General features: G+C 63.3%; 21 protein-coding genes, 2 rRNA genes and 1 other RNA gene. 7 read left to right on the forward strand and 17 right to left on the reverse strand.

The features are described 5' to 3' along the window. Window positions 1-34: 34 nt before the first annotated feature. From AC1M14_RS23165 to AC1M14_RS23175, 3 genes are all read right to left on the reverse strand, one after another. Window positions 35-2,917 (reverse strand): 23S ribosomal RNA (locus tag AC1M14_RS23165). 344 nt (window positions 2,918-3,261) lie between these two features. After that, window positions 3,262-4,792, reverse strand: a 16S ribosomal RNA gene (locus AC1M14_RS23170). The 16S and 23S rRNA genes sit together here, the layout of an rRNA operon. A gap of 619 nt (window positions 4,793-5,411) precedes the next feature. Continuing rightward, entirely contained in the window at window positions 5,412-5,888 is a 477-nt protein-coding gene (locus AC1M14_RS23175; protein ID WP_111826704.1) for an Lrp/AsnC family transcriptional regulator, read from the reverse strand. A gap of 156 nt (window positions 5,889-6,044) precedes the next feature. Between AC1M14_RS23175 and hppD the strand changes: the two genes are divergently transcribed. After that, the gene (gene hppD / locus AC1M14_RS23180) at window positions 6,045-7,157 is read left to right on the forward strand and encodes a 4-hydroxyphenylpyruvate dioxygenase (protein ID WP_102775876.1); all 1,113 of its coding nucleotides are present in this window, start codon (window positions 6,045-6,047) and stop codon (window positions 7,155-7,157) included. A gap of 108 nt (window positions 7,158-7,265) precedes the next feature. Here hppD and msrA read toward each other — a convergent pair whose 3' ends face one another. From msrA to ilvD, 3 genes are read right to left on the reverse strand one after another with little or no spacing between them, the layout of a single operon-like run. Next, on the reverse strand, window positions 7,266-7,820 hold the full coding sequence (gene msrA / locus AC1M14_RS23185) for a peptide-methionine (S)-S-oxide reductase MsrA (RefSeq protein ID WP_209167032.1): 555 nt from the start codon (window positions 7,818-7,820) through the stop codon (window positions 7,266-7,268). A 22-nt stretch (window positions 7,821-7,842) separates the two neighbouring features. Further along, entirely contained in the window at window positions 7,843-8,178 is a 336-nt protein-coding gene (locus tag AC1M14_RS23190) for a c-type cytochrome (protein ID WP_102775889.1), read from the reverse strand. After that, on the reverse strand, window positions 8,162-9,847 hold the full coding sequence (gene ilvD, locus AC1M14_RS23195; protein WP_479730533.1) for a dihydroxy-acid dehydratase: 1,686 nt from the start codon (window positions 9,845-9,847) through the stop codon (window positions 8,162-8,164). The genes AC1M14_RS23190 and ilvD overlap by 17 nt, the downstream gene beginning before the upstream one ends. A gap of 129 nt (window positions 9,848-9,976) precedes the next feature. Here ilvD and lgt point away from each other — a divergent pair, with 129 nt between their 5' ends. Then, window positions 9,977-10,765 (forward strand): prolipoprotein diacylglyceryl transferase, encoded by a 789-nt coding sequence (gene lgt, locus AC1M14_RS23200; RefSeq protein WP_102775873.1) that lies wholly within the window; start codon window positions 9,977-9,979, stop codon window positions 10,763-10,765. Here lgt and AC1M14_RS23205 read toward each other — a convergent pair. The 4 genes from AC1M14_RS23205 to AC1M14_RS23220 all read right to left on the reverse strand — a co-directional run bounded on the left by AC1M14_RS23205 (window position 10,740) and on the right by AC1M14_RS23220 (window position 12,562). Continuing rightward, on the reverse strand, window positions 10,740-11,492 hold the full coding sequence (locus tag AC1M14_RS23205) for an SIMPL domain-containing protein (protein WP_102775872.1): 753 nt from the start codon (window positions 11,490-11,492) through the stop codon (window positions 10,740-10,742). The genes lgt and AC1M14_RS23205 overlap by 26 nt on opposite strands. Window positions 11,493-11,573: 81 nt before the next feature. After that, window positions 11,574-11,758: non-coding RNA, 6S RNA (gene ssrS / locus AC1M14_RS23210), on the reverse strand. Window positions 11,759-11,804: 46 nt separating this feature from the next. Continuing rightward, the gene (locus AC1M14_RS23215; RefSeq protein ID WP_043542394.1) at window positions 11,805-12,116 is read right to left on the reverse strand and encodes a cell division protein ZapA; all 312 of its coding nucleotides are present in this window, start codon (window positions 12,114-12,116) and stop codon (window positions 11,805-11,807) included. Beyond that, window positions 12,116-12,562 (reverse strand): hypothetical protein, encoded by a 447-nt coding sequence (locus AC1M14_RS23220; protein ID WP_168202269.1) that lies wholly within the window; start codon window positions 12,560-12,562, stop codon window positions 12,116-12,118. Before AC1M14_RS23220 ends, AC1M14_RS23215 begins: the two co-directional genes overlap by 1 nt. 486 nt (window positions 12,563-13,048) lie before the next feature. Here AC1M14_RS23220 and AC1M14_RS23225 point away from each other — a divergent pair, with 486 nt between their 5' ends. From AC1M14_RS23225 to AC1M14_RS23240, 4 genes are all read left to right on the forward strand, one after another. Further along, window positions 13,049-13,513, forward strand: coding sequence for a tripartite tricarboxylate transporter TctB family protein (locus AC1M14_RS23225; RefSeq protein WP_102775870.1), 465 nt, complete (start codon window positions 13,049-13,051; stop codon window positions 13,511-13,513). A 13-nt stretch (window positions 13,514-13,526) separates the two neighbouring features. Beyond that, window positions 13,527-15,032 carry a tripartite tricarboxylate transporter permease gene (locus tag AC1M14_RS23230; RefSeq protein WP_102775869.1) on the forward strand — a complete coding sequence of 502 codons (1,506 nt, stop codon included), beginning with the start codon at window positions 13,527-13,529 and terminating at the stop codon, window positions 15,030-15,032. 175 nt (window positions 15,033-15,207) lie between these two features. Continuing rightward, window positions 15,208-16,797 carry a gamma-glutamyltransferase family protein gene (locus AC1M14_RS23235; protein ID WP_479730534.1) on the forward strand — a complete coding sequence of 530 codons (1,590 nt, stop codon included), beginning with the start codon at window positions 15,208-15,210 and terminating at the stop codon, window positions 16,795-16,797. Between the two features lie 56 nt (window positions 16,798-16,853). After that, window positions 16,854-17,759, forward strand: coding sequence for an NAD(P)-dependent oxidoreductase (locus AC1M14_RS23240; RefSeq protein WP_102775867.1), 906 nt, complete (start codon window positions 16,854-16,856; stop codon window positions 17,757-17,759). A gap of 63 nt (window positions 17,760-17,822) precedes the next feature. Here AC1M14_RS23240 and AC1M14_RS23245 read toward each other — a convergent pair whose 3' ends face one another. Continuing rightward, window positions 17,823-18,452 (reverse strand): FMN-dependent NADH-azoreductase, encoded by a 630-nt coding sequence (locus tag AC1M14_RS23245; RefSeq protein ID WP_102775866.1) that lies wholly within the window; start codon window positions 18,450-18,452, stop codon window positions 17,823-17,825. Between the two features lie 139 nt (window positions 18,453-18,591). Here AC1M14_RS23245 and AC1M14_RS23250 point away from each other — a divergent pair, with 139 nt between their 5' ends. Beyond that, entirely contained in the window at window positions 18,592-19,527 is a 936-nt protein-coding gene (locus tag AC1M14_RS23250; RefSeq protein ID WP_102775865.1) for a LysR family transcriptional regulator, read from the forward strand. On the opposite strand, the gene AC1M14_RS23255 is transcribed toward AC1M14_RS23250, so the two are convergent. The 6 genes from AC1M14_RS23255 to AC1M14_RS23280 form a co-directional block, all read right to left on the reverse strand. Beyond that, window positions 19,521-20,450 (reverse strand): 2-hydroxyacid dehydrogenase, encoded by a 930-nt coding sequence (locus AC1M14_RS23255; protein WP_479730535.1) that lies wholly within the window; start codon window positions 20,448-20,450, stop codon window positions 19,521-19,523. The genes AC1M14_RS23250 and AC1M14_RS23255 overlap by 7 nt on opposite strands. 104 nt (window positions 20,451-20,554) lie before the next feature. Beyond that, complete coding sequence (locus AC1M14_RS23260) at window positions 20,555-22,084, reverse strand: tripartite tricarboxylate transporter permease (protein ID WP_102775863.1); 1,530 nt, start codon at window positions 22,082-22,084, stop codon at window positions 20,555-20,557. Between the two features lie 6 nt (window positions 22,085-22,090). Beyond that, window positions 22,091-22,519 carry a tripartite tricarboxylate transporter TctB family protein gene (locus tag AC1M14_RS23265; protein ID WP_102775888.1) on the reverse strand — a complete coding sequence of 143 codons (429 nt, stop codon included), beginning with the start codon at window positions 22,517-22,519 and terminating at the stop codon, window positions 22,091-22,093. Window positions 22,520-22,763: 244 nt separating this feature from the next. Then, on the reverse strand, window positions 22,764-24,281 hold the full coding sequence (locus AC1M14_RS23270; protein ID WP_111826709.1) for a sensor histidine kinase: 1,518 nt from the start codon (window positions 24,279-24,281) through the stop codon (window positions 22,764-22,766). Beyond that, window positions 24,282-24,962 (reverse strand): response regulator, encoded by a 681-nt coding sequence (locus AC1M14_RS23275; RefSeq protein WP_062681263.1) that lies wholly within the window; start codon window positions 24,960-24,962, stop codon window positions 24,282-24,284. Beyond that, window positions 24,943-25,515, reverse strand: coding sequence for an RNA pyrophosphohydrolase (locus AC1M14_RS23280; RefSeq protein ID WP_102775861.1), 573 nt, complete (start codon window positions 25,513-25,515; stop codon window positions 24,943-24,945). Before AC1M14_RS23280 ends, AC1M14_RS23275 begins: the two co-directional genes overlap by 20 nt. Window positions 25,516-25,549: the final 34 nt, after the last annotated feature.

The raw sequence follows: 25,549 nt of genomic DNA on the forward strand, positions 1-25,549 counted from the left end.
AACGCTATAACCAGGTCATAACCATCAGTGTTATAGGATCAAGCCTCACGGGCAATTAGTATCGGTTAGCTTAACGCATTACTGCGCTTCCACACCCGACCTATCAACGTCCTGGTCTCGAACGACCCTTCAGGGGGATCAAGTCCCCGGGATACCTAATCTTCAGACGAGTTTCCCGCTTAGATGCCTTCAGCGGTTATCTCTTCCGTACTTAGCTACCCGGCAATGCCATTGGCATGACAACCGGTACACCAGAGGTACGTCCACTCCGGTCCTCTCGTACTAGGAGCAGGCTCCGTCAAGTATCCAACGCCCACGGCAGATAGGGACCAAACTGTCTCACGACGTTTTAAACCCAGCTCACGTACCTCTTTAAATGGCGAACAGCCATACCCTTGGGACCGGCTACAGCCCCAGGATGAGATGAGCCGACATCGAGGTGCCAAACACCGCCGTCGATATGAACTCTTGGGCGGTATCAGCCTGTTATCCCCAGAGTACCTTTTATCCGTTGAGCGATGGCCCTTCCATTCAGAACCACCGGATCACTATGTCCTGCTTTCGCACCTGTTCGACTTGTCAGTCTCACAGTCAAGCACGCTTATGCCATTGCACTATCAGCACGATTTCCGACCGTACCTAGCGTACCTTCGAACTCCTCCGTTACACTTTGGGAGGAGACCGCCCCAGTCAAACTGCCCACCATGCACTGTCCCCGATCCGGATAACGGACCAAGGTTAGAACCGCAAACAAACCAGGGTGGTATTTCAAGGATGGCTCCACGTAATCTGGCGACTACGCTTCAAAGCCTCCCACCTATCCTACACAGGCCGGTTCACAGATCAATGCAAAGCTACAGTAAAGGTTCATGGGGTCTTTCCGTCTAGCCGCGGGTAGATTGCATCATCACAAACACTTCAACTTCGCTGAGTCTCAGGAGGAGACAGTGTGGCCATCGTTACGCCATTCGTGCAGGTCGGAACTTACCCGACAAGGAATTTCGCTACCTTAGGACCGTTATAGTTACGGCCGCCGTTTACCGGGGCTTCGATCAAGAGCTTGCACCCCATCACTTAACCTTCCGGCACCGGGCAGGCGTCACACCCTATACGTCGACTTTCGTCTTTGCAGAGTGCTGTGTTTTTAATAAACAGTCGCAGCCACCGATTCTCTGCGACCCCATCATGCTAAGCGCGCAGGCGCTTCACACTACCGGGGTATACCTTCTCCCGAAGTTACGGTATCAATTTGCCGAGTTCCTTCTCCTGAGTTCTCTCAAGCGCCTTGGAATATTCATCCCGTCCACCTGTGTCGGTTTGCGGTACGGTCTCGTACAGCTGAAGCTTAGAGGCTTTTCTTGGAACCACTTCCAATCACTTCGCAAGCAATGCTCGCTCGTGCCACACCCTTGATTTACGCGCCCGGATTTGCCTAAGCGCCATCTTCGATGCGTCAACAGGGACATCCAACACCCTGATGATCTTCCGCGATCCGTCCCCCCATCGCACTGTACGACGGTGCTGGAATATTAACCAGCTTCCCATCAGCTACGCATCTCTGCCTCGCCTTAGGGGCCGACTCACCCTGCGCCGATGAACGTTGCGCAGGAAACCTTGGACTTACGGCGAGAGGGCTTTTCACCCTCTTTATCGCTACTCATGTCAGCATTCGCACTTCTGATACCTCCAGCAGCCTTTACAAGCCACCTTCGCAGGCTTACAGAACGCTCTCCTACCGCGTGCACTAAAAGTGCACACCCGCAGCTTCGGTTTATCGCTTAGCCCCGTTACATCTTCCGCGCAGGACGACTCGATCAGTGAGCTATTACGCTTTCTTTAAAGGATGGCTGCTTCTAAGCCAACCTCCTGACTGTCTATGCCTTCCCACTTCGTTTCCCACTTAGCGATAATTTGGGACCTTAGCTGGCGGTCTGGGTTGTTTCCCTCTTGAGTCCGGACGTTAGCACCCGGTGCTCTGTCTCCCAAGCTGTACTTGCGGGTATTCGGAGTTTGCCATAGTTTGGTAAGTCGCCATGACCCCCTAGCTATAACAGTGCTCTACCCCCCGCAGTAATACTTGAGGCACTACCTAAATAGTTTTCGGAGAGAACCAGCTATTTCCAGATTTGTTTAGCCTTTCACCCCTATCCACAGCTCATCCCCTAATTTTTCAACATTAGTGGGTTCGGTCCTCCAGCACGTGTTACCGTGCCTTCAACCTGGCCATGGATAGATCATCTGGTTTCGGGTCTACACCCAGCGACTGAATCGCCCTGTTCGGACTCGCTTTCGCTACGGCTTCCCTATTCGGTTAACCTCGCCACTGAATGTAAGTCGCTGACCCATTATACAAAAGGTACGCAGTCACCCCACAAGGAGGCTCCTACTGTTTGTATGCATACGGTTTCAGGATCTATTTCACTCCCCTTCCGGGGTTCTTTTCGCCTTTCCCTCACGGTACTGGTTCACTATCGGTCGATCACGAGTATTTAGCCTTGGAGGATGGTCCCCCCATCTTCAAACAGGATTTCACGTGTCCCGCCCTACTTTTCTTACGCTTAGTTCCACACTCAGAATTTCGTCTACAGGGCTATCACCTGCTACGGCCGGGCTTTCCATCCCGTTCGACTATCCTGAATGCTAAAACGTAAAGGCTTTTCCGATTTCGCTCGCCACTACTTTCGGAATCTCGGTTGATTTCTTTTCCTCGAGCTACTGAGATGTTTCAGTTCACCCGGTTCGCCTCCACTGGCCTATGTATTCAGCCAGGGATACTGCTTGCGCAGTGGGTTTCCCCATTCGGACATCTGCGGATCAAAGCTTGTTTGCCAGCTCCCCGCAGCTTTTCGCAGGCTACTACGTCCTTCATCGCCTGTGATCGCCAAGGCATCCACCATATGCACTTAGTCGCTTGATCCTATAACGCTGTAGGCTATAGGACCTGAGTATTCGCGTTTGTGCCGTTCATAAGTTTCAAAGCAGTCTGAGGTTATTCACCCCAGTCTTGAGAACTTGGAACAAAATTAATGCAATCACAACCCGTACCCATCTTCATCAGCAAACGCTGATTACTCGATGAGCACATTTCGTTGTGCTTCTTCCAGATTGTTAAAGAACAAAATATAGCTGTTGGGTAAAACCCAACTGATAAGGCTGCAAGCAGCGCTATCAGTTAGCTTCTACGCTGGACCGGAAAAACCCGATCCCAGCTACATCAAACAACCGATAAGAGTGGACGCTTAACACGAGCGCTAAGCTCTGAAAGGAGGTGATCCAGCCGCACCTTCCGATACGGCTACCTTGTTACGACTTCACCCCAGTCATGAATCCTACCGTGGTAATCGCCCTCCTTACGGTTAGGCTAACTACTTCTGGTAAAACCCACTCCCATGGTGTGACGGGCGGTGTGTACAAGACCCGGGAACGTATTCACCGCGACATGCTGATCCGCGATTACTAGCGATTCCGACTTCACGCAGTCGAGTTGCAGACTGCGATCCGGACTACGATCGGGTTTCTGGGATTAGCTCCCCCTCGCGGGTTGGCGACCCTCTGTCCCGACCATTGTATGACGTGTGAAGCCCTACCCATAAGGGCCATGAGGACTTGACGTCATCCCCACCTTCCTCCGGTTTGTCACCGGCAGTCTCATTAGAGTGCCCTTTCGTAGCAACTAATGACAAGGGTTGCGCTCGTTGCGGGACTTAACCCAACATCTCACGACACGAGCTGACGACAGCCATGCAGCACCTGTGTTCCGGTTCTCTTGCGAGCACTGCCAAATCTCTTCGGCATTCCAGACATGTCAAGGGTAGGTAAGGTTTTTCGCGTTGCATCGAATTAATCCACATCATCCACCGCTTGTGCGGGTCCCCGTCAATTCCTTTGAGTTTTAATCTTGCGACCGTACTCCCCAGGCGGTCAACTTCACGCGTTAGCTGCGCTACCAAGGCCCGAAGGCCCCAACAGCTAGTTGACATCGTTTAGGGCGTGGACTACCAGGGTATCTAATCCTGTTTGCTCCCCACGCTTTCGTGCATGAGCGTCAGTGTTATCCCAGGAGGCTGCCTTCGCCATCGGTGTTCCTCCGCATATCTACGCATTTCACTGCTACACGCGGAATTCCACCTCCCTCTGACACACTCTAGCCCGGTAGTTAAAAATGCAGTTCCAAAGTTAAGCTCTGGGATTTCACATCTTTCTTTCCGAACCGCCTGCGCACGCTTTACGCCCAGTAATTCCGATTAACGCTTGCACCCTACGTATTACCGCGGCTGCTGGCACGTAGTTAGCCGGTGCTTATTCTGCAGGTACCGTCAGTTTCGCGAGGTATTAGCCCGCGACGTTTCTTTCCTGCCAAAAGTGCTTTACAACCCGAAGGCCTTCATCGCACACGCGGGATGGCTGGATCAGGGTTTCCCCCATTGTCCAAAATTCCCCACTGCTGCCTCCCGTAGGAGTCTGGGCCGTGTCTCAGTCCCAGTGTGGCTGGTCGTCCTCTCAAACCAGCTACGGATCGTCGCCTTGGTAGGCCGTTACCCCACCAACTAGCTAATCCGATATCGGCCGCTCCAATAGTGCAAGGTCCGAAGATCCCCTGCTTTCCCCCGTAGGGCGTATGCGGTATTAGCTACGCTTTCGCGTAGTTATCCCCCGCTACTGGGCACGTTCCGATACATTACTCACCCGTTCGCCACTCGCCACCAGACCGAAGTCCGTGCTGCCGTTCGACTTGCATGTGTAAGGCATCCCGCTAGCGTTCAATCTGAGCCAGGATCAAACTCTTCAGTTCAATCTCTGTGTTTTGTTTCGTATTTCCTTGGTTCCGAAGAACCGAGTCATACGTCGCTGCTCAAAGGAAGTGAGGTTATTCTTAGACTTGACATTGACGTTTTCATCTAAGGTACTTCACTTCTAGTGAGCACTTGATTTCTTGTGCTTGTGACCAGGTTTAAAACCTGACCACTGCGCACTCGCATCAAGCGCCCACACTTATCGGTTGTTCAATTGTTAAAGAGCGGTACTGCTGTATTACTTACCAGCTATCGAAACATCAGGGTTAACCCTAAGTTTTCGGCAACTGCCAAGCCTGAAACTATAACACAGCTTTTGCAGATTTTGCAACTGGCTTCTGCCTAATTTGCATCCTATCTTGCAAAACCGCTAAACGCTTACCTGATCGTCTCGCGGCGGTCCTTTGGGGCTATCGCCCTGCCGGACCGGCTTTACTGCTTGCTTCGCTGCCCGAAAAACTGTTTGAACTGCGAAGGAGCGAGACTATAGCACAGAATTTAAACGTGTGTCGCCAGCATGACACTCTTTTTTCAGAAAAATGAATTTTTTGGGGGACGCACTCGGTCCGCCAGCCCTTCCCCTCTATATAGAGGGGGACGAAAAGCAAAGCCCGGGCGCTAGATGCGCAGCTCCGTCGTTTCCTTGATCTGCTGGAGCGCGAAGAAGGAACGCATGTCCACCACCGCCGGATGGCGCATGAGGGTATCCATGGCGAAGCGCGAGAAGTGCGCCAGGTCCGCCACCTGGATGCGCAACAGATAGTCCATGTCCCCGGACATGGCGTAGCACTCGACGACTTCCGGCCACAGCTGCACGTCGCGCGCGAAGTCGCTCATGGGCGCGTGGCTGGAGCCGCTGTGCTTGTTCAGGCGGATGTTCACGTAGGCCAGCAAGCCCAGGCCGACTTTTTCGGCGTCGATCAGCGCCACGTATTTCTTGATGAAGCCCTGCTCCTCGAGCCTGCGGACCCGGCGCAGGCAAGGGCTGGGCGATAGCGAAACGCGGTCGGCCAGTTCCTGGTTGCTCAGGCGTCCGTCGCGCTGCAATTCCGCCAAAATCCTTAGATCTGTCCTATCGAGCTCGATGCCAGACATTTTTAGCCCCCAACTTTCAAATCACGGCAATATTATTGCTCAGAGTACTGGCTTTTGAGCCATATTTGCAATTGTCTGCCTGCCGTTCCTTCCTACAATCTCCCTCTAGACTTGAATCAACAGGTCATCCTTAAAACGATGCAAGGGAGCAGACTTATGAGCAGCGCTTTCCAACCCTGGGACAACCCGATGGGCACCGCCGGGTTCGAATTCATTGAATACGCGGCGCCGGACCCCGTCGCGCTGCGCAAGGTGTTCGAGCTGCTGGGCTTCAAGGCCATCGCCCGCCACCGCCACAAGGACGTGACGCTGTACCGCCAGGGCGGCGTGAACTTCCTGATCAATGCCGAGCCGGATTCGTTCGCCCAGCGTTTCGCCCGCCTGCACGGCCCCTCGATCTGTGCAATCGGCTTTCGCGTGCAGGACGCCAACGCGGCCTACAAGCGGGCGCTGGAGCTGGGCGCCTGGGGCTTCGATTCGCACAGCGGCCCGATGGAACTGAACATTCCCGCCATCAAGGGCATCGGCGATTCGCTGATCTACCTGGTGGACCGCTGGAACGGCAAGGAAGGCCACGGCGGCATCGGCGACATCAGCATCTATGACGTGGACTTCGTGCCGGTGGACCCGGCCAACGCGCAGGCGGACCTGAACCATCGCGGCGCCGGCCTGACGCTGGTGGATCACCTGACGCACAACGTGCACAAGGGCCGCATGGCCGAGTGGGCGGAGTTCTACGAGCGCCTCTTCAATTTCCGCGAAGTGCGTTATTTCGACATCGAGGGCAAGGTGACGGGCGTGAAGTCCAAGGCCATGACCTCGCCCTGCGGCAATATCCGCATTCCGATCAACGAGGAAGGCACCGACGAGAAGGGCCAGATCCAGGAGTACCTGGACCTGTACCGCGGCGAAGGCATCCAGCACATCGCCATGGCCACGGAAGACATCTACGGCACCATCGAGGCGCTGCGCGCCAATGGCGTGGTGTTCCTGGACACGCCGGATACCTATTACGAGCTGCTCGACCGCCGCCTGCCCAACCATGGCGAGGACGTGGCGCGCCTGCAGAAGAACCGCATCCTGCTCGACGGCGCCCCCGGCGGCGGCCTGCTGCTGCAGATCTTCACCGAGAACCAGATCGGCCCGATCTTCTTCGAGATCATCCAGCGCAAGGGCAACGACGGTTTCGGCGAAGGCAACTTCAAGGCCTTGTTCGAATCGATCGAGCTCGACCAGATGCGCCGCGGCGTGGTCAAGTCGGTGGACTGAACGCCGACGCCGCCAATACCGTCCTTCCCCGGCTCGGCGTGGCGCGCAAGCGCCCTCGCCGGCCTTCAGACCTCACCATCGCGGTGAGGTTTTTTTTGCGTGGCCGACTTATTTTTTCAGCCGGTCCTGGAACTGCTTGCGGAACTTGGCGACCTTGGGCGCGATCACGAACTGGCAATAGCCTTGTTCGGGATGCAGGGCGAAATAGTCGCGATGGTAGTCTTCGGCCGGCCAGAAAGTGGCCGGCGCCAGCAGGCGCGTGACGATGGGCGCGTCGTAGACCTTCTGCGCTTCGACCTCGGCGATGACGGCCTCGGCCTGCTCTCGTTGGGCCTCGTCCTGCCAGAAGATGGCGGATTCGTATTGCGGGCCGACGTCGTTGCCCTGGCGGCCCGGGGTGGTCGGATCGTGGGTCGCGAAGAACACGCGCAGCAGGTCGCTGTAGGACAGCTCGGCCGGATCGAACTCGATGCGCGCGACCTCGATGTGGCCGGTGTTCTTGCCGCATACCTGCTCGTAGCTGGGATGATCCACGTGGCCGCCGCTGTAGCCGGGCAGCACGCTCTTGACGCCGCGCAGGTCGGTGAACACCGCTTCGACGCACCAGAAGCAGCCGCCGCCGAGGACGGCGACCTCGTTGCCGGGAGAGGGTTGTTCTGCCATGACGATTCCTTTTTCTAGAGACTTACGGCTTGGCCGGCGCCAGCGACAGTATCCATTGCGCCAGCAGGCGGGCGTCTTCCTGGCTGACCTGGGTCTGGGCGGGCATGGGCACGGCGCCCCAGGCGCCGCGGCCGCCGCCGCGGATCTTGCCCGCCAGGTAGTCCACCATGGCGTCGCCCTGCCCCGCATAACGTTCGGCCACGCTCTTCAGGGGCGGGCCGACCCGCTTGGCCTCGACCTGGTGACAGGCCATGCAGGCCTTGCTCTTGGCCAGGTCCAGACCGGTGGTCTGGGCCTGCGCCGCGCCCGCGCCCAACGCGCAGGCGACGGCCAACAACAGATTACTCTTCAAATGCATCGGTTACGGCCCCACGGCTCGCGGTGCTGGCGAGCTTGCCGAACTTGGCAAGCACACCGCGTGTATAACGCGGCTTGGGCTGGACCCAGGCCTGGCGACGAGCCGCCATTTCTTCGTCGCTGATATTGAGCTGCAGCAGCAGCTTGTGGGCATCGATGGTAACCGAATCGCCCTCGCGGATCAGCGCGATCGGACCGCCGACGAAGGCCTCGGGCGCGACGTGGCCCACGACCATGCCCCAGGTGCCGCCGGAAAAGCGCCCGTCGGTGATGAGGCCCACGGTTTCGCCCAGGCCCTGGCCGACCAGCGCCGAGGTGGGCGCCAGCATTTCGCGCATGCCCGGGCCGCCCTTGGGACCTTCGTAGCGGATGACCACGATGTCGCCGTCGCGGATCTGGCGCGCCATGATGGCCGCCATGGCCTCGTCCTCGGAATCGAAGACGCGCGCCGGCCCGGTGATGGCCGGGTTCTTGAGGCCGGTGATCTTGGCCACGCAGCCTTCGGGCGACAGGTTGCCCTTGAGGATGGCCAGGTGCCCCTGCGGATAGAGCGCGCGGTCCAGCGGCATGATGACGTCCTGGTCGGCGCGCGGCGCGTCGGGCACGTCGGCCAGGGTCTCGGCCACGGTCTTGCCGGTGATGGTGATGCAATCGCCATGCAGCAGGCCGGCGTTGAGCAGCAGCTTCATGACCTGCGGGATGCCGCCGGCGCGATGCAGGTCGGTCGCGACGTACTTGCCCGAAGGCTTGAGATCGCACAGCACCGGGACGCGCTTGCGGATGCGCTCGAAGTCGTCGATGGTCCACGGCACTTCGGCGGCGTGGGCGATCGCGAGGAAGTGCAGCACGGCATTGGTGGAGCCGCCGGTGGCCATGATGACGGATACGGCGTTCTCGATGGACTCGCGCGTGATGATGTCGCGCGGACGCAGCCCGCGCCTGACGGCCTCGACCAGCACGCGCGCCGATTCCGCGGCCGAGGCGACTTTTTCCTCGTCCTCGTTGGCCATGGTGCTGGAGTACGGCAGGCTCATGCCCATGGCTTCGAAGGCCGAGCTCATGGTGTTGGCGGTGTACATGCCGCCACAGGAGCCGGAGCCGGGGATGGCGCATTTCTCGATCTGCTTGAAGTCGGCTTCGGGCATGCGGCCCATGGTGTATTCGCCCACGGCCTCGAAGACGGACACGATGGTGAGGTCGTTGCCCTTGTAATGGCCCGGCTTGATGGTGCCGCCATAGACGTAGATGCCGGGCACGTTGGTGCGCGCCAACGCGATCATGCCGCCCGGCATGTTCTTGTCGCAGCCGCCGATCACGACCACGCCGTCCATCCACTGCCCCTGCGCCGCGGTCTCGATGCAGTCGGCGATGACTTCGCGCGAAACCAGCGAGTACTTCATGCCCTCGGTGCCCATGGACATGCCGTCGGAGATGGTGGGCGTGCCGAACACCTGGGGATTGGCGCTGGAGGCCCGGATGGCGTCGATGGCGGCGTCGGCCAGGCGCTGCAGGCCGCTATTGCACGGCGTGATGGTGGAATGGCCGTTGGCCACGCCGATCATGGGATTGGCGAAATCCGATTGCTGATAACCGAGCGCGTAGTACATGGCGCGATTGGGCGCGCGCGCGACGCCTTCGGTGATGTGGCGGGAACGTTCGTTATGCGGCATGGTCTGTGTCTCCTGTCGGCCGCCGGGCGCGGAGCAGGTGGCCGCGCCCCGGGGGAGCTGGCTCGCTGGCTCGCGAATCTTCAGGGCTCGCCGGTTATTATCATTCAACTTCATTGTGTCGGGCAGAACATGCTGCAATATCCGAAATTCGACCCCGTGGCCCTGCAGATCGGGCCGCTGGCCATCCACTGGTACGGGCTGATGTACCTGCTGGGCTTCGCATTGGTGTACCTGCTGGGCCGCCGGCGCATCACCAGCGGCCACACCACCACGCTGAACGTGCGCGATCTGGAAGACCTGATTTTCTATAGCGTGCTGGGCGTGGTGCTGGGCGGACGGCTGGGCTATGTGCTGTTCTACAAGCCCTCTTACTACCTGTCCAACCCGCTCGAAGTGCTGTACCTGTGGCAGGGCGGCATGTCGTTTCACGGCGGCCTGATCGGCGTGATCCTGGTGATGCTGCTCTTCGCGCGCAAGAAGAAGCTGCCGTTTTTCGCGATCAGCGACTTCATCGCGCCGCTGATTCCGCTGGGGCTGGGGTTCGGCCGCCTGGGCAATTTCATCAACGGCGAACTGTGGGGCCGGCCCACCGACGTACCCTGGGCCATGGTGTTTCCGGGCAGCGGCGACGGCCTGGCGCGCCATCCTTCGCAGCTCTATGAGCTGGGCCTGGAAGGCATCGTGCTGTTCGTGCTGCTGTGGTGGTTTTCGAGCAAGCCGCGGCCGCTGGGCCAGGTGAGCGCGCTGTTCCTGATGGGCTACGGAACGTTCCGCTTCCTGGTGGAGTTCACCCGCGAGCCGGATAATTTCCTGGGCCTGCTCGCGGGCGGGCTGAGCATGGGACAGTGGCTGTCCGTGCCGATGGTCGCCCTGGGCGCCATCATGTTCAGCCTTACTGCAAAACGATCGTCCCGTTGACGGCGATGCTGACCGTGACGTCTCCCGCTTCCAGCGGGACGTCCGGGCTGTAGCCGGCCGAAGCATCCTTGGCCATGGCCGCCCCCATCATGCGGGGCATGGGCATCGGCCCGCCGGAGCCGCCCAGCTCGAGCTTGCTGAGGCGGTAGCCGGAAAATCCGAAAGCATTGGACGCCGCCAGCGCGCGCTCCTTGAAGGCCTGCGCGGCCTCCTTGAGCAGCTTGCGCTCTTCGGCTTCGCGCGCCTCGCGCGACAGCAGGAAGCCGATATTGGAGATGGCGGTCTTGTCGGACAGCTTGGAAGCCAGCGCGGCGGCGGCCGCGAAATCCTTGGATTCGAGCACGACTTCGCCGTGGCCGCGCCACGATGCGATCTTGCCCTTGTTATTGGTGTTGGGCCAGACGTTGTAGCTGCCGGTGCGCACTTCCACGCCCTTGACGTCGCGCGCGCGCTTGACCACGTCGTCCAGCGCGGCGCTCAGCTTCTTGCCGGCGGCTGGCTGGTCCGGCGCGTCGACTTCGGCCGACAGGGTGATGCGCACGGTGTCCTGCTTGACCTCGGAAGACGCGGTGGCCTGCAAGGACAGTTCGGGCGCACGGCTGGCGGACGCTTCCGTGGCGGCGGGCGCCTGGGCCTGCGCATGAGCCGGTTGCACGGCGGCGAGCGCGGCCACGGCTGCGCACGCCGCACCCAATTTGGTCAGCGAAAAAACAGGGTGTTTGAACATGGACGAGTCCTAGGAGAGAGGACGATGGGGAGGGGTGAGGCGCCCGGCGCGGACCTGCGCCGATGGCAGGCCCGCTGGGATAGATGCCCCGCCTGTGCCGTCAAGGCCGGCATCTCGAACCCTGAGGTTCAAGGTGGTCGCGTTCCGTAGAGCATCGGGTTCGTCTGCGAGAGACGATCACTCCAGCTCTGCACTCCCGCAACCAATATGCCATAAGACATAGGTTCAGAGAATGTATGGCCTAGTCACGAACACGGCAGGGACAAACTGAAAAATCTGGACTGCAGCGTTGATGGCTGCAGCTGGCGAATGCTAGAGCAGCTTTTCCTGACCCGACAAGGCGTCATCGAGCACTGCATTCATGTCCTCGATTCTACGCTTGAAGTCGCCGACCGCCAAACCGCCCAGGGGACCATCGGGCGCTTTCATCGCAAGCAGTTCGCCCGCGATCTGCAGCGCGGCCATCACGGCGATGCGCTCGTTGCTGGAGACCTTGCCAGTGCCTTGAATGCGCAGCATGAGCTGGTCGACGTGGCGCACGGCGGCGACCAGCGTCGGCTTTTCTTCGGCCGAGCACGCCAGGGAATAGTCGCGCCCCAGTATCGTTACATCTACGCGTTCCATCAGTGTTGCTCTCCAGACGGCGCGCCCGGCAGACGGGCCAGCACGGCGTCGATGCGCTCGCGGGCCGTCGCGGCGGCCACGCGCAAGCGCTGTAGTTCGGTGTCGCGGTTCTGCAGGCTGCCCTGCAGTTCGGTTTCCCTGGCGGAGAAACGCGATTCGAGCGATTGGCGCTCGGCGGTCTCGCGGGCCAGTTGTTCGCGCAGCGCGGCCTCGGCCTGCTGGGCCTGCTCGAGCATGGCGGTGACGGCGCCGTCGTGTTCCTGAAGCTTGCTTTGCAGCGTGACGATCTCGGCCTCGCGCTCGGCGGCGCGCTGCTTCAGCACGCGCTGCTCAGCTTCGGATTCGTTAAGACGGGCGCGCAACGCGTCACGCTCTGCGTGGAGTTGGCGGGTGCGTTGCACCAGTTGCCCGATGCGGGCAGCGAGTTGGTCTAGATCTTGCAGCATGGGCGCTATCGTAAACCATCCTGGGTTGGACGGGGCCTCTTCACGCAAGGTGAGAAACCCGGCAATATTCAGTAGGAATTACGTCTGAAATTTCGGGATGCGACCTTACCCGATTCCAGCCGGAAAAAGAAACCCTCGAATCCGGCGCACGGAAAGAATCCCTCATCTGGCCGATCCGGCTTTCGCATTTCTTTCTATAAACTTTCACTTAGCTTTCAAAAAGCCCTCAAACCTCCCCGCTCGTTACAACTGAGGTTCGGGAGTACCCGAATTTTAGGGAAAACCCCAGGCTTTCACCGAACTTACAGGGTTTGCAGCGTGGCAGGCGTCCATTACCATTCGCCCTTCCAAGAAACCACGCCGTCGCTTTCAAAAGAATAAATGGCACCCTGAAGTGCCTTTTTTGTGCCTGTCACCCGCCTTTCGCGAAGCCGTCGGGCCACAAACTTTTTTTCTCTACATGCTGTAAACAGGAGCCAAGCAATCATGCAGCTACGCAATCGACAGGACTTCTGGTCGGGGGTGATGTTCATCGTCCTCGGACTGGGATTCGCCTGGCAGGCCAGCAGCTACCAAATGGGTACTGCCGCACGGATGGGCCCAGGGTATTTTCCTTTCTGGCTAGGTATTGTTCTGGCATTGTTGGGCGCCATCGTGCTGCTCGGCTCGCTGTCCAAGAAAGCCCATGAAACGCACGTCGACAAGTTCGACTGGCGCATCGTCTTCCTGGTGGTCGGATCGGTCGTGCTCTACGGCTTCATCCTCAAACTGCTGGGCATCTACATTTCGGTATTCATCCTGGTTGTGGTCAGCAGCCTGGCCAGCCACGAGTTCAACCTGAAGGTCGCCGTCGCCAACGGCATCTTCCTGGTGATCTTCTCGTATCTGGCGTTCGTCAAGGGGCTGGGGCTGATTTTCCCGCTGTGGCCGTCCTTCCTGGGCATGAATTAAGGAGTAATCGGCCATGGAACTGTTGGATCACCTGATGCTGGGTTTCGGCGTGGCGTTCACGCCCGAAAACCTCGCCTACGCCCTGCTGGGCTGCATTCTGGGCACGCTGATCGGCGTGCTGCCGGGCATCGGCCCGGTCCCGACCATCGCGATGCTGCTGCCGATCACGTACGTGCTGCCGCCGATCGCCGGTCTCATCATGCTTGCGGGCATTTACTACGGCGCCCAGTACGGCGGCTCCACGACGGCCATTCTGGTGGCGCTGCCAGGGGAGACATCCGCGGTGGTGACCGTGCTGGACGGGCACCAGATGGCGCGCAACGGCCGCGCAGGCGCGGCCCTGGCGATCGCCGCCCTGGGTTCGTTCTTCGCCGGCTGCGTGGCCACCCTGCTGCTGGCCGCGTTCGCGCCCCCGCTGGCTGAAGTCGCGTTCAAGTTCGGCCCCGCCGAGTACTTCTCGCTGATGTGCCTGGGCCTGGTCGGCGCCGTGGTGCTGGCTTCGGGTTCGCTGCCCAAGGCCATCTGCATGATCCTGCTGGGCCTGCTGCTGGGCATGGTGGGCACCGACGTGAACTCGGGCGTGGCCCGCTACGACTTCGGCATTCCCGAACTGCAGGACGGCATCGACTTCGCCATCGTGGCCATGGGCGTGTTCGGCTTCGCCGAAATCATGACCAACCTCGAGCAGAAGGAAAACCGCGTCGACATCACCGACAAGATCGGCACGCTGTACCCGAACCTGCAGGAATTCAAGGAAGCCGCTCCCGCCGTCGTGCGCGGCACGGCCCTGGGTTCGGCGCTGGGTATCCTGCCGGGCGGTGGCGCGGTGCTGTCGTCGTTCGCTTCCTACACGCTGGAAAAGAAGATCTCCAAGAATCCGGAGCGCTTCGGCAAGGGTCACCCGGCCGGCCTGGCCGGTCCGGAATCGGCCAACAACGCCGCCGCCCAGACCTCGTTCATCCCGCTGCTGACCCTGGGTATCCCGGGCAACGCCGTGATGGCGCTGATGGTCGGCGCGATGACCATCCACAACATCCAGCCCGGCCCGCAAGTCATGACGAGCCACCCGGAGCTGTTCTGGGGCCTGATCGCCTCGATGTGGATCGGCAACCTGATGCTGGTGGTGCTGAACCTGCCGCTGATCGGCCTGTGGGTCAAGCTGCTCAAGGTGCCCTACCGCATCCTGTTCCCGGCGATTCTGGTGTTCTGCACGATCGGTGTGTACTCGTTGAACTACAACACCTTCGACATCTTCACCACCGCCATCTTCGGCATCATCGGCTACGTGTGGTCCAAGCTGAAGTGCGAAGGCGCCCCGCTGCTGCTGGGCCTGGTGCTGGGCCCCATGATGGAAGAGAACTTCCGTCGCGCCCTGCTGCTGTCGCGCGGCGACTTCAGCACCTTCGTGACGCGTCCGCTGTCGGCCTCGCTGCTGGCTGTGGCCGTGTTCCTGGTGGTGCTGGTGGCCCTGCCGGCCATCCGCAAGAAGCGCGAAGAGACCTTCGTCGAAGAAGACTGATCCCGGCGCGCCGCCCCGCGGCGCACGCCAGCCAAGATCCCCGGCCCCGGCCGGGGATTTTTTTTGCCTTTCCGACAGTCCCAGGACGCGACCAATCGATACTGCGCAATACAAATTGTTCCGCCGCGCCGATCTCCTACGTTAAGCTACGGGTTTACCCCATGCGGCATTCGAGATGAATTTCGACTGGAACAACCCCTACCCCGGCACGCGCCGGCCGGTGTACGCCAGCAATATGGTCGCGGCCTCGCAGCCGCTGGCGGCTCAGGCCGGCCTGCGTATCCTGGCCCGCGGCGGCAACGCGGTCGACGCCGCCATCGCGGCGGCGGCCACGCAGGCCCTGACCGAGCCGGCCGCCAACGGATTGGGCTCGGATTGCTGCGCGATCGTCTGGGACGGCTCCAGGCTGCACGGGCTGAATGCATCGGGCGCGGCGCCCGCGGCCTGGAACCTGGATTATTTCCGGCGCAAGCACCAGGGGCGGATTCCCGCGCGCGGCTGGGACAGCGTCACGGTGCCGGGCTGCGTGGCGGGCTGGGCCGCCCTGCACGAGAAGCTGGGCCGCATGTCCTTCGCCGACGTGCTCGAACCGGCCATCGAATACGCCGAACGCGGCTACGCCGTCTCCGCGGCCGTCCAGCGGAAATGGGCGGCCCAGGCCGACGAACTGCAGCCGCAGCCGGGATACGCCGAGCACTTCCTGCCCCGCGGCCGCCCGCCTCAGGTCGGAGAGCACTTCGTGCTGCAGGGGGCCGCGGCCACGCTCAAGCGCATCGCCGCCAGCGGCGGACGCGATTTCTACGAAGGGGAAACGGCGCACAAGCTGGTCGCGCATGCCCAGGCGCATGACGCCGTGCTGACCCTGGCCGACCTGCGCGACTACGCGCCCCAATGGACCTGCCCCGTCGGCCAGACGTACCGCGGCCATACGCTGCATCAGCTGGCCCCCGGCGGCCAGGGCATCGCCGCCCTGCTCGCGCTGGGCATGCTGCAGCATTTCGACGTGGCCGCCCGCCCCGTCGACCATCCCGACACGCAGCACCTGCTGATCGAGGCCATGAAGCTGGCCCAGGCCGACGCCGCCGCGCGTCGCCCGGGCATGACGCCCGAAGACCTGCTCCAGGCCGGGCACCTGGCCGAGCGCGCGCGGCTGATCGATCCGGCCCATGCCCGGCGCGGCGCGGGCGGCAACGCGCCGCGTGCGGACGCGATCTGCCTGAGCGCGGTCGACCGCAACGGCATGATGGTGAGCCTGGCCCAGTCGAGCCACATGGGATTCGGCTCGGGCGTGGTGGTGCCCGGCACCGGCGTCAGCCTGCAAAACGGCGGCCACGGGTTCAGCGCCGATGCCGGCCATCCGGACGCGGTGGCCGGCGGCAAGCGGCCGGCGCACGCCGCCCTGCCGGCTTTCCTGATGCGCGACGGCGCGCCCGTGATGAGCTTCGGCGTCGTGGGCGGCGACATGCAGTCCCAGGGGCAGGTGCAGGCGCTGGTGCGCATGCTGGACTACGGCCAGCAGCCGCAGGCCGCCTGCGACGCGCCGCGCTGGAGATGGCGCCACGGCCAGACGCTGGACGTGGAATCGGGCCTGGCGCCGTCCGTGGCGCAGGGCCTGCTGGCGCGGGGCCACGCGTTGCTGGCCGCGCAAGACCCGGGGCAGGATTTCGGGTCGGGCCAATTCATCTGGCGGCTGGGCGATCCGGCCGTCGATGGCTATGTCGGCGCCAGCGACGGCAGGCGCGATGGGCTCGCCGCCGGCTTTTGATTGCGTTAAGGTTACTGTCCTCAGACTGACCTTACCCTCATAGAGCGGAGTCCTGCATGGCAACGATCGGTACCAAGAGCTACGACGCGGCGGTAGCCCAGAAAGTCACTTTCCTCGGATTGGGCGTGATGGGCCTGCCCATGGCCGGCCATCTGGCCCGCGCGGGCCATGACGTCACCGTCTACAACCGCACGCCGGCCAAGGCCCAGGCCTGGGTGGCCGAATTCGGCGGCAAGAGCGCGGCCACGCCGCGCGAAGCCGTCGCCGGCGCGCAGATCGTGTTCGCCTGCGTCGGCAACGACGACGACTTGCGCAGCGTGGTGCTGGGGCCGGACGGCGCGTTCGCGGGCATGGCGCCGGGCGCGGTGTTCGTGGACCACACCACGGCCTCGGCCGACGTGGCGCGCGAACTCTACGCGCAGGCCAAGGAGCTGGGCCTGAACTTCATCGACGCTCCGGTGTCCGGCGGACAGGCGGGCGCGGTCAACGGCGTGCTGACCATCATGTGCGGCGGCGAGCCGGCCGTGTTCGACGCGATCAAGCCGGTGGCGCAGTGCTTCGGCCGCGCCGTCACGCTGGTGGGCCCTCCGGGAGCCGGCCAGCTGGCCAAGATGGTCAACCAGATCTGCATCGCCGGCGTGGTGCAGGGGCTGTCGGAAGCCATTGCGTTCGGCCAGGCCGCCGACCTGGACATGAAGCTGGTGCTGGACGTGATCAGCAAGGGCGCGGCGCAAAGCTGGCAGATGGAGAACCGCGGCGGCACCATGGTCGACGACAAGTTCGATTTCGGCTTCGCGGTGGACTGGATGCGCAAGGACCTCGGGCTGGTGCTGGCGGAGGCGCGCCACAACGGCGCCCGCCTGCCGCTGACGGCCCTGGTGGACCAGTTCTACGGCGACGTCCAGAAGATGGGCGGAGGCCGCTGGGACACGTCCAGCCTGATCAAGCGCCTGCGCGACTGAACGCCGCAGTCAAGCAAAAAGGCGAGCCCTGGGGCTCGCCTTTTTTTGGCCCGACGACCGGGCTTATGCAGCGATGCCGACCGGCGCCGCGTCGGCCAGCAGCGCGTCGATGCGCTGTTTGGCCTGCGCCACGCCTTCCAGCGCCGCGACTTCGCCCATGGCCATGCCCTCGGCGGCGATGAAGGTCACGTCGTCCATGCCCAGGAAGCCCAGCATCTGACGCAGGTAAGGCGTGAGCGTATCGGCGGGCGTGCCTTCGGCCTTGCCGCCGCGGGCGGTCAGCACCAGCACCTCTTTGCCCTTGACCAGGCCTTCCGGCACGCCTTCGGACGTATAGCGGAAGGTGACGCCGGCGCGGGCGACGTAATCCAGGTAGGTCTTGAACTGCGCGGGCAGGCTGAAGTTGTAGACGGGCACGGCGAAGACGATGCGGTCGGCTTCCATCAGTTCGGCAATCAGGGCATCGCCCAGTTCGACGATACGGTGCTGCTCGGCCGTGCGGGCGTCGGACGGCGTGAACAGCGCGCCGACGGTGGCGCCGTCGAAATACGGCAGGGGCTGGGCGCCGATGTCGCGGATCTTGACCGCCGCGGCGGGGTTGGCGGACTTGATGCGCGCAATCAGGTGATCGGCCAATTGCTTGCTGTTGGAACGATCGCCGAGAATCGAGGAAAGGATAACCAGGGTCTTCATTGCAAATATCTCCAGTGGGCGGGGGCCTGTCGCTGTCTTGGCTCGGGCAGGCGCCGAATGCATGGCCTCACTGTAACTGGGCTGATTGCACATATAAATGGGGTTATGATGAACTGTTCGTTCCAAGTGCAGAACAATCATGCAAGACCTCAATGATCTCTATTATTTTTCCCAGGTCGTCGAGCAAGGCGGTTTCAGCGCCGCGGCGCGGGCGCTGGACATCCCCAAATCCCGCCTGTCGCGCCGGATCTCCCACCTGGAGGAAAGCCTGGGCGTACGCCTGCTGCAACGCACGACGCGGCGTCTGCGACTGACTTCGGCCGGCGAGCGCTATCTGCACTATTGCCGCGAAATGGCGGCTTCGGCGCGCGCGGCCGACGAGGCCATGCGCCAGCTGCAGTCCGAGCCCAGCGGTCCCGTGATCGTCAGTTGCCCGGTTTCCATCGCCCAGGACGTGCTGGCGCCGCTGTTGCCGGAATTCCTGGACGCCTGGCCGGCGATATCGGTGCAGCTGCTGGTGACCAACCGCCGCGTGGACCTGATACGCGAGGGCGTGGACCTGGCGCTCAGGGTGCGCACCAAGCTGGATACGGACGCGGAACTGGTGGTGCGCCACTTCGGCACCGGACGCGGCACGCTGGTCGCCAGCCCGGGCTACCTGCAGCGCCACGGCACGCCCGACAGCCCGCAGGACCTGGCCACCCACACCACACTGAGCTTCAGCGACCCGCAGCACGAAGTGCGCTGGCCGCTGCGCAACGACAAGGGCGAAGAGGTGAGCATCGAGCTCAAGCCGCAGCTGTCCTGCAACGACTTCATCGTGCTGACCGAGGCGGCGGTGCGCGGCCGCGGCATCGCGCTGCTGCCGTCGATCGCCACGCATGAAGAGCTGCGCCGCGGCCAGCTGGTGCAGGTGCTGCCGCAATGGCAGTCGCCCGAAGGAATCGTGCACTGTATCTACCCGTCGCGCCGCGGCATGATGCCCGCGGTGCGCGCGCTGCTCGATTTCCTGTCCGAGCGCCTGCCGTCCATGTATCAGCGGCTGGAAAAGGCGCCGACCGCGGCGGCTCAGTAGCCGCGCTCGCGCTCCACCACGCCGCTGATGGCCTCGCCGCGCTGCAACTGCGCGACCTTGGCCGCGATCTGGGCGATGCTTTCGTCGCGCAGCGTGCGCGCCGCGATATGGGGCGTGACGTGCACGCGCGCGTCGCGCCAGAAGGGATGGTCGCGCGGCAGCGGCTCGGTGTGGAACACGTCCAGCGTGGCGCCGGCGATCTCGCCCTCTTCCAGCATCTGCACCAGGTCGTCCTCGACCAGGTGCTCGCCGCGGCCGACGTTGACCAGATGGGCGCCGGGCAGCAGCTGCGACAGCGTGTCCCGATTGAGGATGCCGGCCGTATCCGGCGTGAGCGGCAGGACGTTGACCAGGAAGCGCGTGCGCGCCAGGAACGCCGGCAGCGCGTCCATGCCCGCATAGGACTCGACGCCCGGGATGTCGCGCGGCGAACGCGACCAGCCCGCCACCGGATAGCCGAAGCCGGCCAGCGTCTGCGCCACGCGCAGGCCCACCTGGCCCAGCCCCAGTACGCCCACCGGCCAGTCGGCCGGCCGGCTGCCTTCGCCCGGCTCCCAGTGCTGGCGCGCCTGGGCGCGGTCGAAGGCTTCGAAATCGCGCGAGACGCGCAGCAGCGCGTACAACGCATACTCGGCCATCTGCAGCGCCATGCCCGCGTCTTCGAGGCGCACGATGCGCACGTGCGGCGGGATCTCGGGCATCTTCAGCAGGGCGTCGACGCCCGCCCCCAGGTTGAACAGCGTGGTCAGGCCGGTCTCGTGCCTGAACAGTTCGGCCGGCGGACGCCACACCAGCGCGACGTCGGCGCCCGACGGCGGGCCTTCGGGGTTCCATACCGAAATGCGGCAGCCGGGCATGGCGGCCTCCAGCAGGGGCACCCAGGCGTCGGGATCGTGGTGGGGACAGGCGAACAGGATGTGCATGGCGGCTTTCGTATGCGGAACTCAGGAACCCCCAAGCATGAGGGATGCCGCCCGACAAATCAAACGGCCCGGCGAAAGCGCCGGGCCGATCCGGATCGCGCCGTTCAGGCCGCCTGCGGCACTTCGGGCTTGCCGCGGCCCTTGCCGCGGCCGCGGCGCAGGAAGGCCCACACCTGCAGCGCGATCAGCAAGGCGCTGGCCGCGATGAACCAGGCGCTGATCGGACGCTCGATGAACACGCCCAGATCTCCGCGCGACAGCAGCAGCGCGCGGCGGAAATTCTCTTCCACCATCGGCCCGAGCACGAAGCCCAGCAGGATGGGCGCGACCGAGAATTCCAGCGTCATCAGGATGGCGCCGATCACGCCGAAAGCAAGCACCTCCCAGATCTGGAAGAGGCTGTTCTGCGTGCTGAACACCCCCACCGCGATGAAGAACAGCGCGGACGGGAACAGGTAGCGGTAAGGCACCTGCAGCAGTTTCACCCACACGCCGATCAACGGCACGTTCAGCACCATCAGCAGCACGTTGCCGACCCAGAAGCTGGCGATCAGGCCCCAGAAGATGTCCGGATGTTCGGTGATCAGCTGCGGGCCGGGCTGGATGCCCTGGATCAGCAGCGCGCCCAGGATCAGCGCCATCACCGCGTCGCCCGGAATGCCCAGGCTCATCGTCGGGATGAAGTCGACCTGCGTCTTGGAGTGCGACGAGGCTTCGGGCGAGGCCACGCCGGCGATCATGCCGGTGCCGAATTTTTCCGGCGTCTTGGAGATCTTGCGTTCCAGCGCGTAGGACACGAAGGTGGTGATCGTCGGGCCGGTGCCCGGCATGGCGCCGAACAGCGTGCCCACCGTGGTGCCGCGGACCATGGGCCAGAAGGCGGTCTTGAGCTCCTGGCGGCTGGGCCGCATGTCCTTCAGGCGCAGCTTGGCGCCGCTGCCGATGATGCTCATGCGGTTGACGCTCATGAGGAAGTCGGCCACGCCGAACAGGCCCATCGAGATCGCCACCAGCTCCAGGCCGTCGGACAGATCCAGCAGGCCGAACGAAAAGCGGATGGTGCCGGTGTTGACGTCGGTGCCCACCACCCCGCACATCAGGCCGAACAGGGTCATCGCCACGCCCTTCAGCGGCGAGCCGCGCGACATGGTCGCGCCGGCCAGCAGCCCCAGCAGCATGATCGAGAAGATCTCGGTCGGGCCGAACTTGAACGCCACCTCCACCAGCAGCGGCGAGGCGAAGATCATGACGATGATGCCTACGGATGCGGCGAAGAACGAGCAGATCATGGTGATGCCCAGCGCCGTTCCTCCCTTGCCCTGCTTGGTCAGCGGATAGCCGTCCAGGCAGGTCACCGCATGCGGCGGATGCGAAGGCAGGTTGAGCAGGATCGCGCCGATGGCGCCGCCGTATTGCGAGCCGTAGAAAATCCCGGCCAGCATCAGGATGGCGGGCACCGGATGCATCACATAGGTCAGCGGCAGCAGGATCGAAATGGCCGACAGCGCGCCCATGCCGGGCAGCACGCCGATGAGGTTGCCCACCAGCACGCCGAAGAACGACCACATCAGGTTATGCCACTGGAACGCGACGCCGAAGCCGTACCAGAGGTCCATCAAGGATTGGGAGATCATGGCGCTTCAACCCCAGCGAAACAGCGGCATCTGCAGTTGCAGCGCCCACCAGAAAACGACGACCGCGATCGCGACCATGGCGATCGACAGCAGGAACGCCTGTTTGACCGTGTTCTTGCGGTCGCCCAGCGCGGATATGAACACGATGGCGAAGGTCGCCGGCAGCAGGCCGCCGTAGTGGCCGAGCAGCAGAAATGCCAGGATGCCCAGCAGGATGCAGGCGCCGCCACGCAGGTCCGGCAGGCCGTGGGCGTGGCCCTCGCCCGGCGCGGCGCCGCCGCTTTCGCCGGAACGCGCCGACAGCGCGATCAGCACGCCGGTCAGCGCCAGCAGTCCGCCCAGCGCCGCCGGAAAGAATCCGGGGCCCATGTGGCTGAGCGTGCCGACGTGATAGTCGGTGCCGCCGTATATGGCGCCCAGGCCGATGAGGACCATCAGCGCGCCGCCGTAATAGTCCTTTCTGTTGATGGTTTTTTGCACGTCTTCCTCCTTCCTCACAGGCCTTTGCAGCCCTGAATGCGCCGCCCGGAACGGACGCCGCGGCCGCTTGCGACAGGCCGGAGGGCAGATTACGGAAGGAAGCTGCGGATTCGCTTTCTGTGCGCTGTCGCCTTGCTGAATCCAGGGGTAATCCCTGAGCGGCGGGCGTGTCGCACGCGTAAGCGACGGTGACGGCGCGCTATTGCTCGCCCTTGAGTTCGACGTCGGCCGGGCGCGGATACTGCGAGACCGTGGAGGCGATCGGCAGCCACAGCACGGAAGCCAGGCCGACGCCGCCCTGCGCGTTGGGCTCGCCGTCGCGCAGTTCGATGTCGCCGTCGTTGCGGCGCGCGTAGGCGCGCGCGATCGCCAGCCCCAGGCCCGAGCCCGAGGAGGCGACCGGCTTGTCGGTGCCGACCCGCTCGAAGCGCGCGAACGCGCGCTGGCGCAGCACCGGGTCCAGCCCGGGGCCGTTGTCGGACACGGCGACCTCGGCGCGGCCGTCCTGGCGGCAGACCGATACGGTGATGCGCGCGCCGGGGGTCGTGTAGTGGATGGCGTTATGGACCAGGTTGGACAGGGCCTCGTGCAGCTCGGCCTCGTTGCCCGAGACCGGCACGGGGGTTTCCTGCCCTTCTTCGGCGCCGGCCGGCACCCAGCCCAGGTCCTGCTGTTTCTCGTGCGCCAGCGGCAGGTACTGCAGCACCACCTCGCGCGACACGGCGTTGAGGTCCAGCAATTGGCGCGGCAGCGGATCGGCCTGGTTGGCGTGCGCCAGCGACAGCAGCTGTTCGGTCAGGCGGCGGGTGCGGCCCAGCTGGTCGACGATGGCGCGCAGGCCCTCCTGCGCGCGCGCCGGATCGCGCTCGCGCAGCGCATACTGCGCCTGCGTCAGCATGATGGCCAGCGGCGTGCGCAACTGGTGGGAGGCGTCGGCCAGGAAGTGCGACTGCTCGTCCAGCACCCGGCGGTAGCGCGCGATATGGTGGTTGACGGCGTCGACCAGCGGGCTGACCTCGCTGGGCACGCGCGAGGCGTCCAGCGGCGTCAGGTCGTCGGGCCGGCGCCCGCGGATATCGTTGCGCAGCCGGCGCAGCGGCTTCAGGGCCCACGACACGCCCCACCACACCAGCAGCGCCACCAGGGCCAGCATGCGCGTGTCGCGCAGGATTTCCTGGCGGCGCGCGCGGTTCTCGGCCTCGATGCGCTTGCCGGTGCTTTCGGCCACCACCACCAGCACCTGCCGGTGCTGCCCCTTGTAGTAGAGATCGCGCACCACCGCAACGACCCGCACCGGGTCGTTGCGGTAGACGCTGTCGTAGAAGACCGGCTGGCCGTTGGAGCGCGGCCAGCTCGGCGGACGCGGCATTTCGGGCATGCCCAGCAAGGTCTTGCCCTGGTCCTGCGGCACCGGCGAGCCGTCCGGCAGCGGCGGGTCCATTTCTTCGATGCGGAAATACTTGCGCAGGCCGGCGCGCGATTCCAGCATGACCTGCGCATAGAGCGGCGTGGCCACCTGCAGCCTGCCCTCGGGCGTGAATTCCAGGCTGCTTTCGAGCACGCGCGCCGGCTCGACCAGCGCGCTGTCGTAGGCTTCGTTGGTGATTTCGGCCAGCGTGCGGTAGTCGTTCAGGCTGTCGACGACCAGCAGCACCACCACGCCCGGCAGCAGCAGGATGATGAGCAGCGCACGGATGCCGACGCGCGGCAACTTCATCTAGGCCGACTCGCTGGCGACGCTTTCCAGCATGTACCCCAGCCCGCGGACCGTGACGATGCGCACGTCGCTGCCGGCCAGCTTCTTGCGCAGCCGGTGCAGCACGACCTCGATGGCGTCGGGGTTGGCTTCGCTGTCGTGGGTGAAGACCTTGCCGAACAGCTGCGACTTGTCCACCGGGTAGCCGCTGCGGGTCAGCAGGGCCGCCAGCGCGGCGTGTTCGCGCGGCGTGAGAAACAGCAGCGAGCCGTCCAGCGTGAAGGCGCGGCTTTCGCTGTCGTAGGACAGCGAGCCGCACTGCAGCCGCGGATGCTGGCGGCCGCGGCTGCGGCGCACCAGGGCGGTGAGGCGGGCTTCCAGTTCTTCGAGGGCGAAGGGCTTGGTCAGGAAATCGTCGGCGCCCAGGTTCAGGCCGCGCACGCGGTCCTGCAGCGCGCCCTGCGCGGTCAAGAGCAGCACCGGCGTGCGGTCGTCGCGGTTGCGCATCTCGCGCAGGACCACCAGCCCGTGCTTGTCGGGCAGGCGCAGGTCCATGACGATGGCGTCGTACTCCGTGCCGGCCATGAAGGCTTCGGCCGTCCGGGCATCGGCCGCGTGGTCGGGCACGAACCCGCTCTGGGCGAGCGCGCGCATCAACCAGGACGCCATGTCCCGTTCGTCTTCAACCAACAATATGCGCATGACCGTCCGTTCCTTCGGGCAAATTCTCAGCCGCACGTTGTCCGTGCACCCGCTGGCGCAAGTAGCGGGTTTCGTGGTGACGCCGAAAGAGGATCGCCGACAACTCGTTCAACGCCTGGGTATAGACGTCGCGCTTGAACTCGATCACGGCATCCAGCGGAACCCAGTACTGGCTCCAGCGCCAGGCGTCGAATTCCGGATGCTGCGTCGCGCGCAGGCAAACGTCGCTGTCACGGCCGACCAGGCGCAACAAGAACCAAATCTGCTTTTGTCCTTTATAGTGGCCGCGCCACTCACGCCGGACGAAGTGATCGGGCACGTTATAACGTAACCAATCGCGTGTACGCCCCAAAATGCGGACATGCTCGGGCTTCAGGCCCACCTCTTCATGGAGCTCGCGATACATGGCCTGCACCGGGCTTTCGCCGTACTTGATGCCGCCCTGGGGGAACTGCCATGCATGTTCCCTGATACGCTTGCCCCAAAAGACCTCGTTTTTGGTGTTGACGAGAATGATGCCGACATTGGGGCGGTAGCCTTCGCGGTCAAGCATGGGCCACCCCCACCGAATTCAATACAATTACGGA

The organism is Achromobacter sp. SX5 (assembly GCF_056711425.1).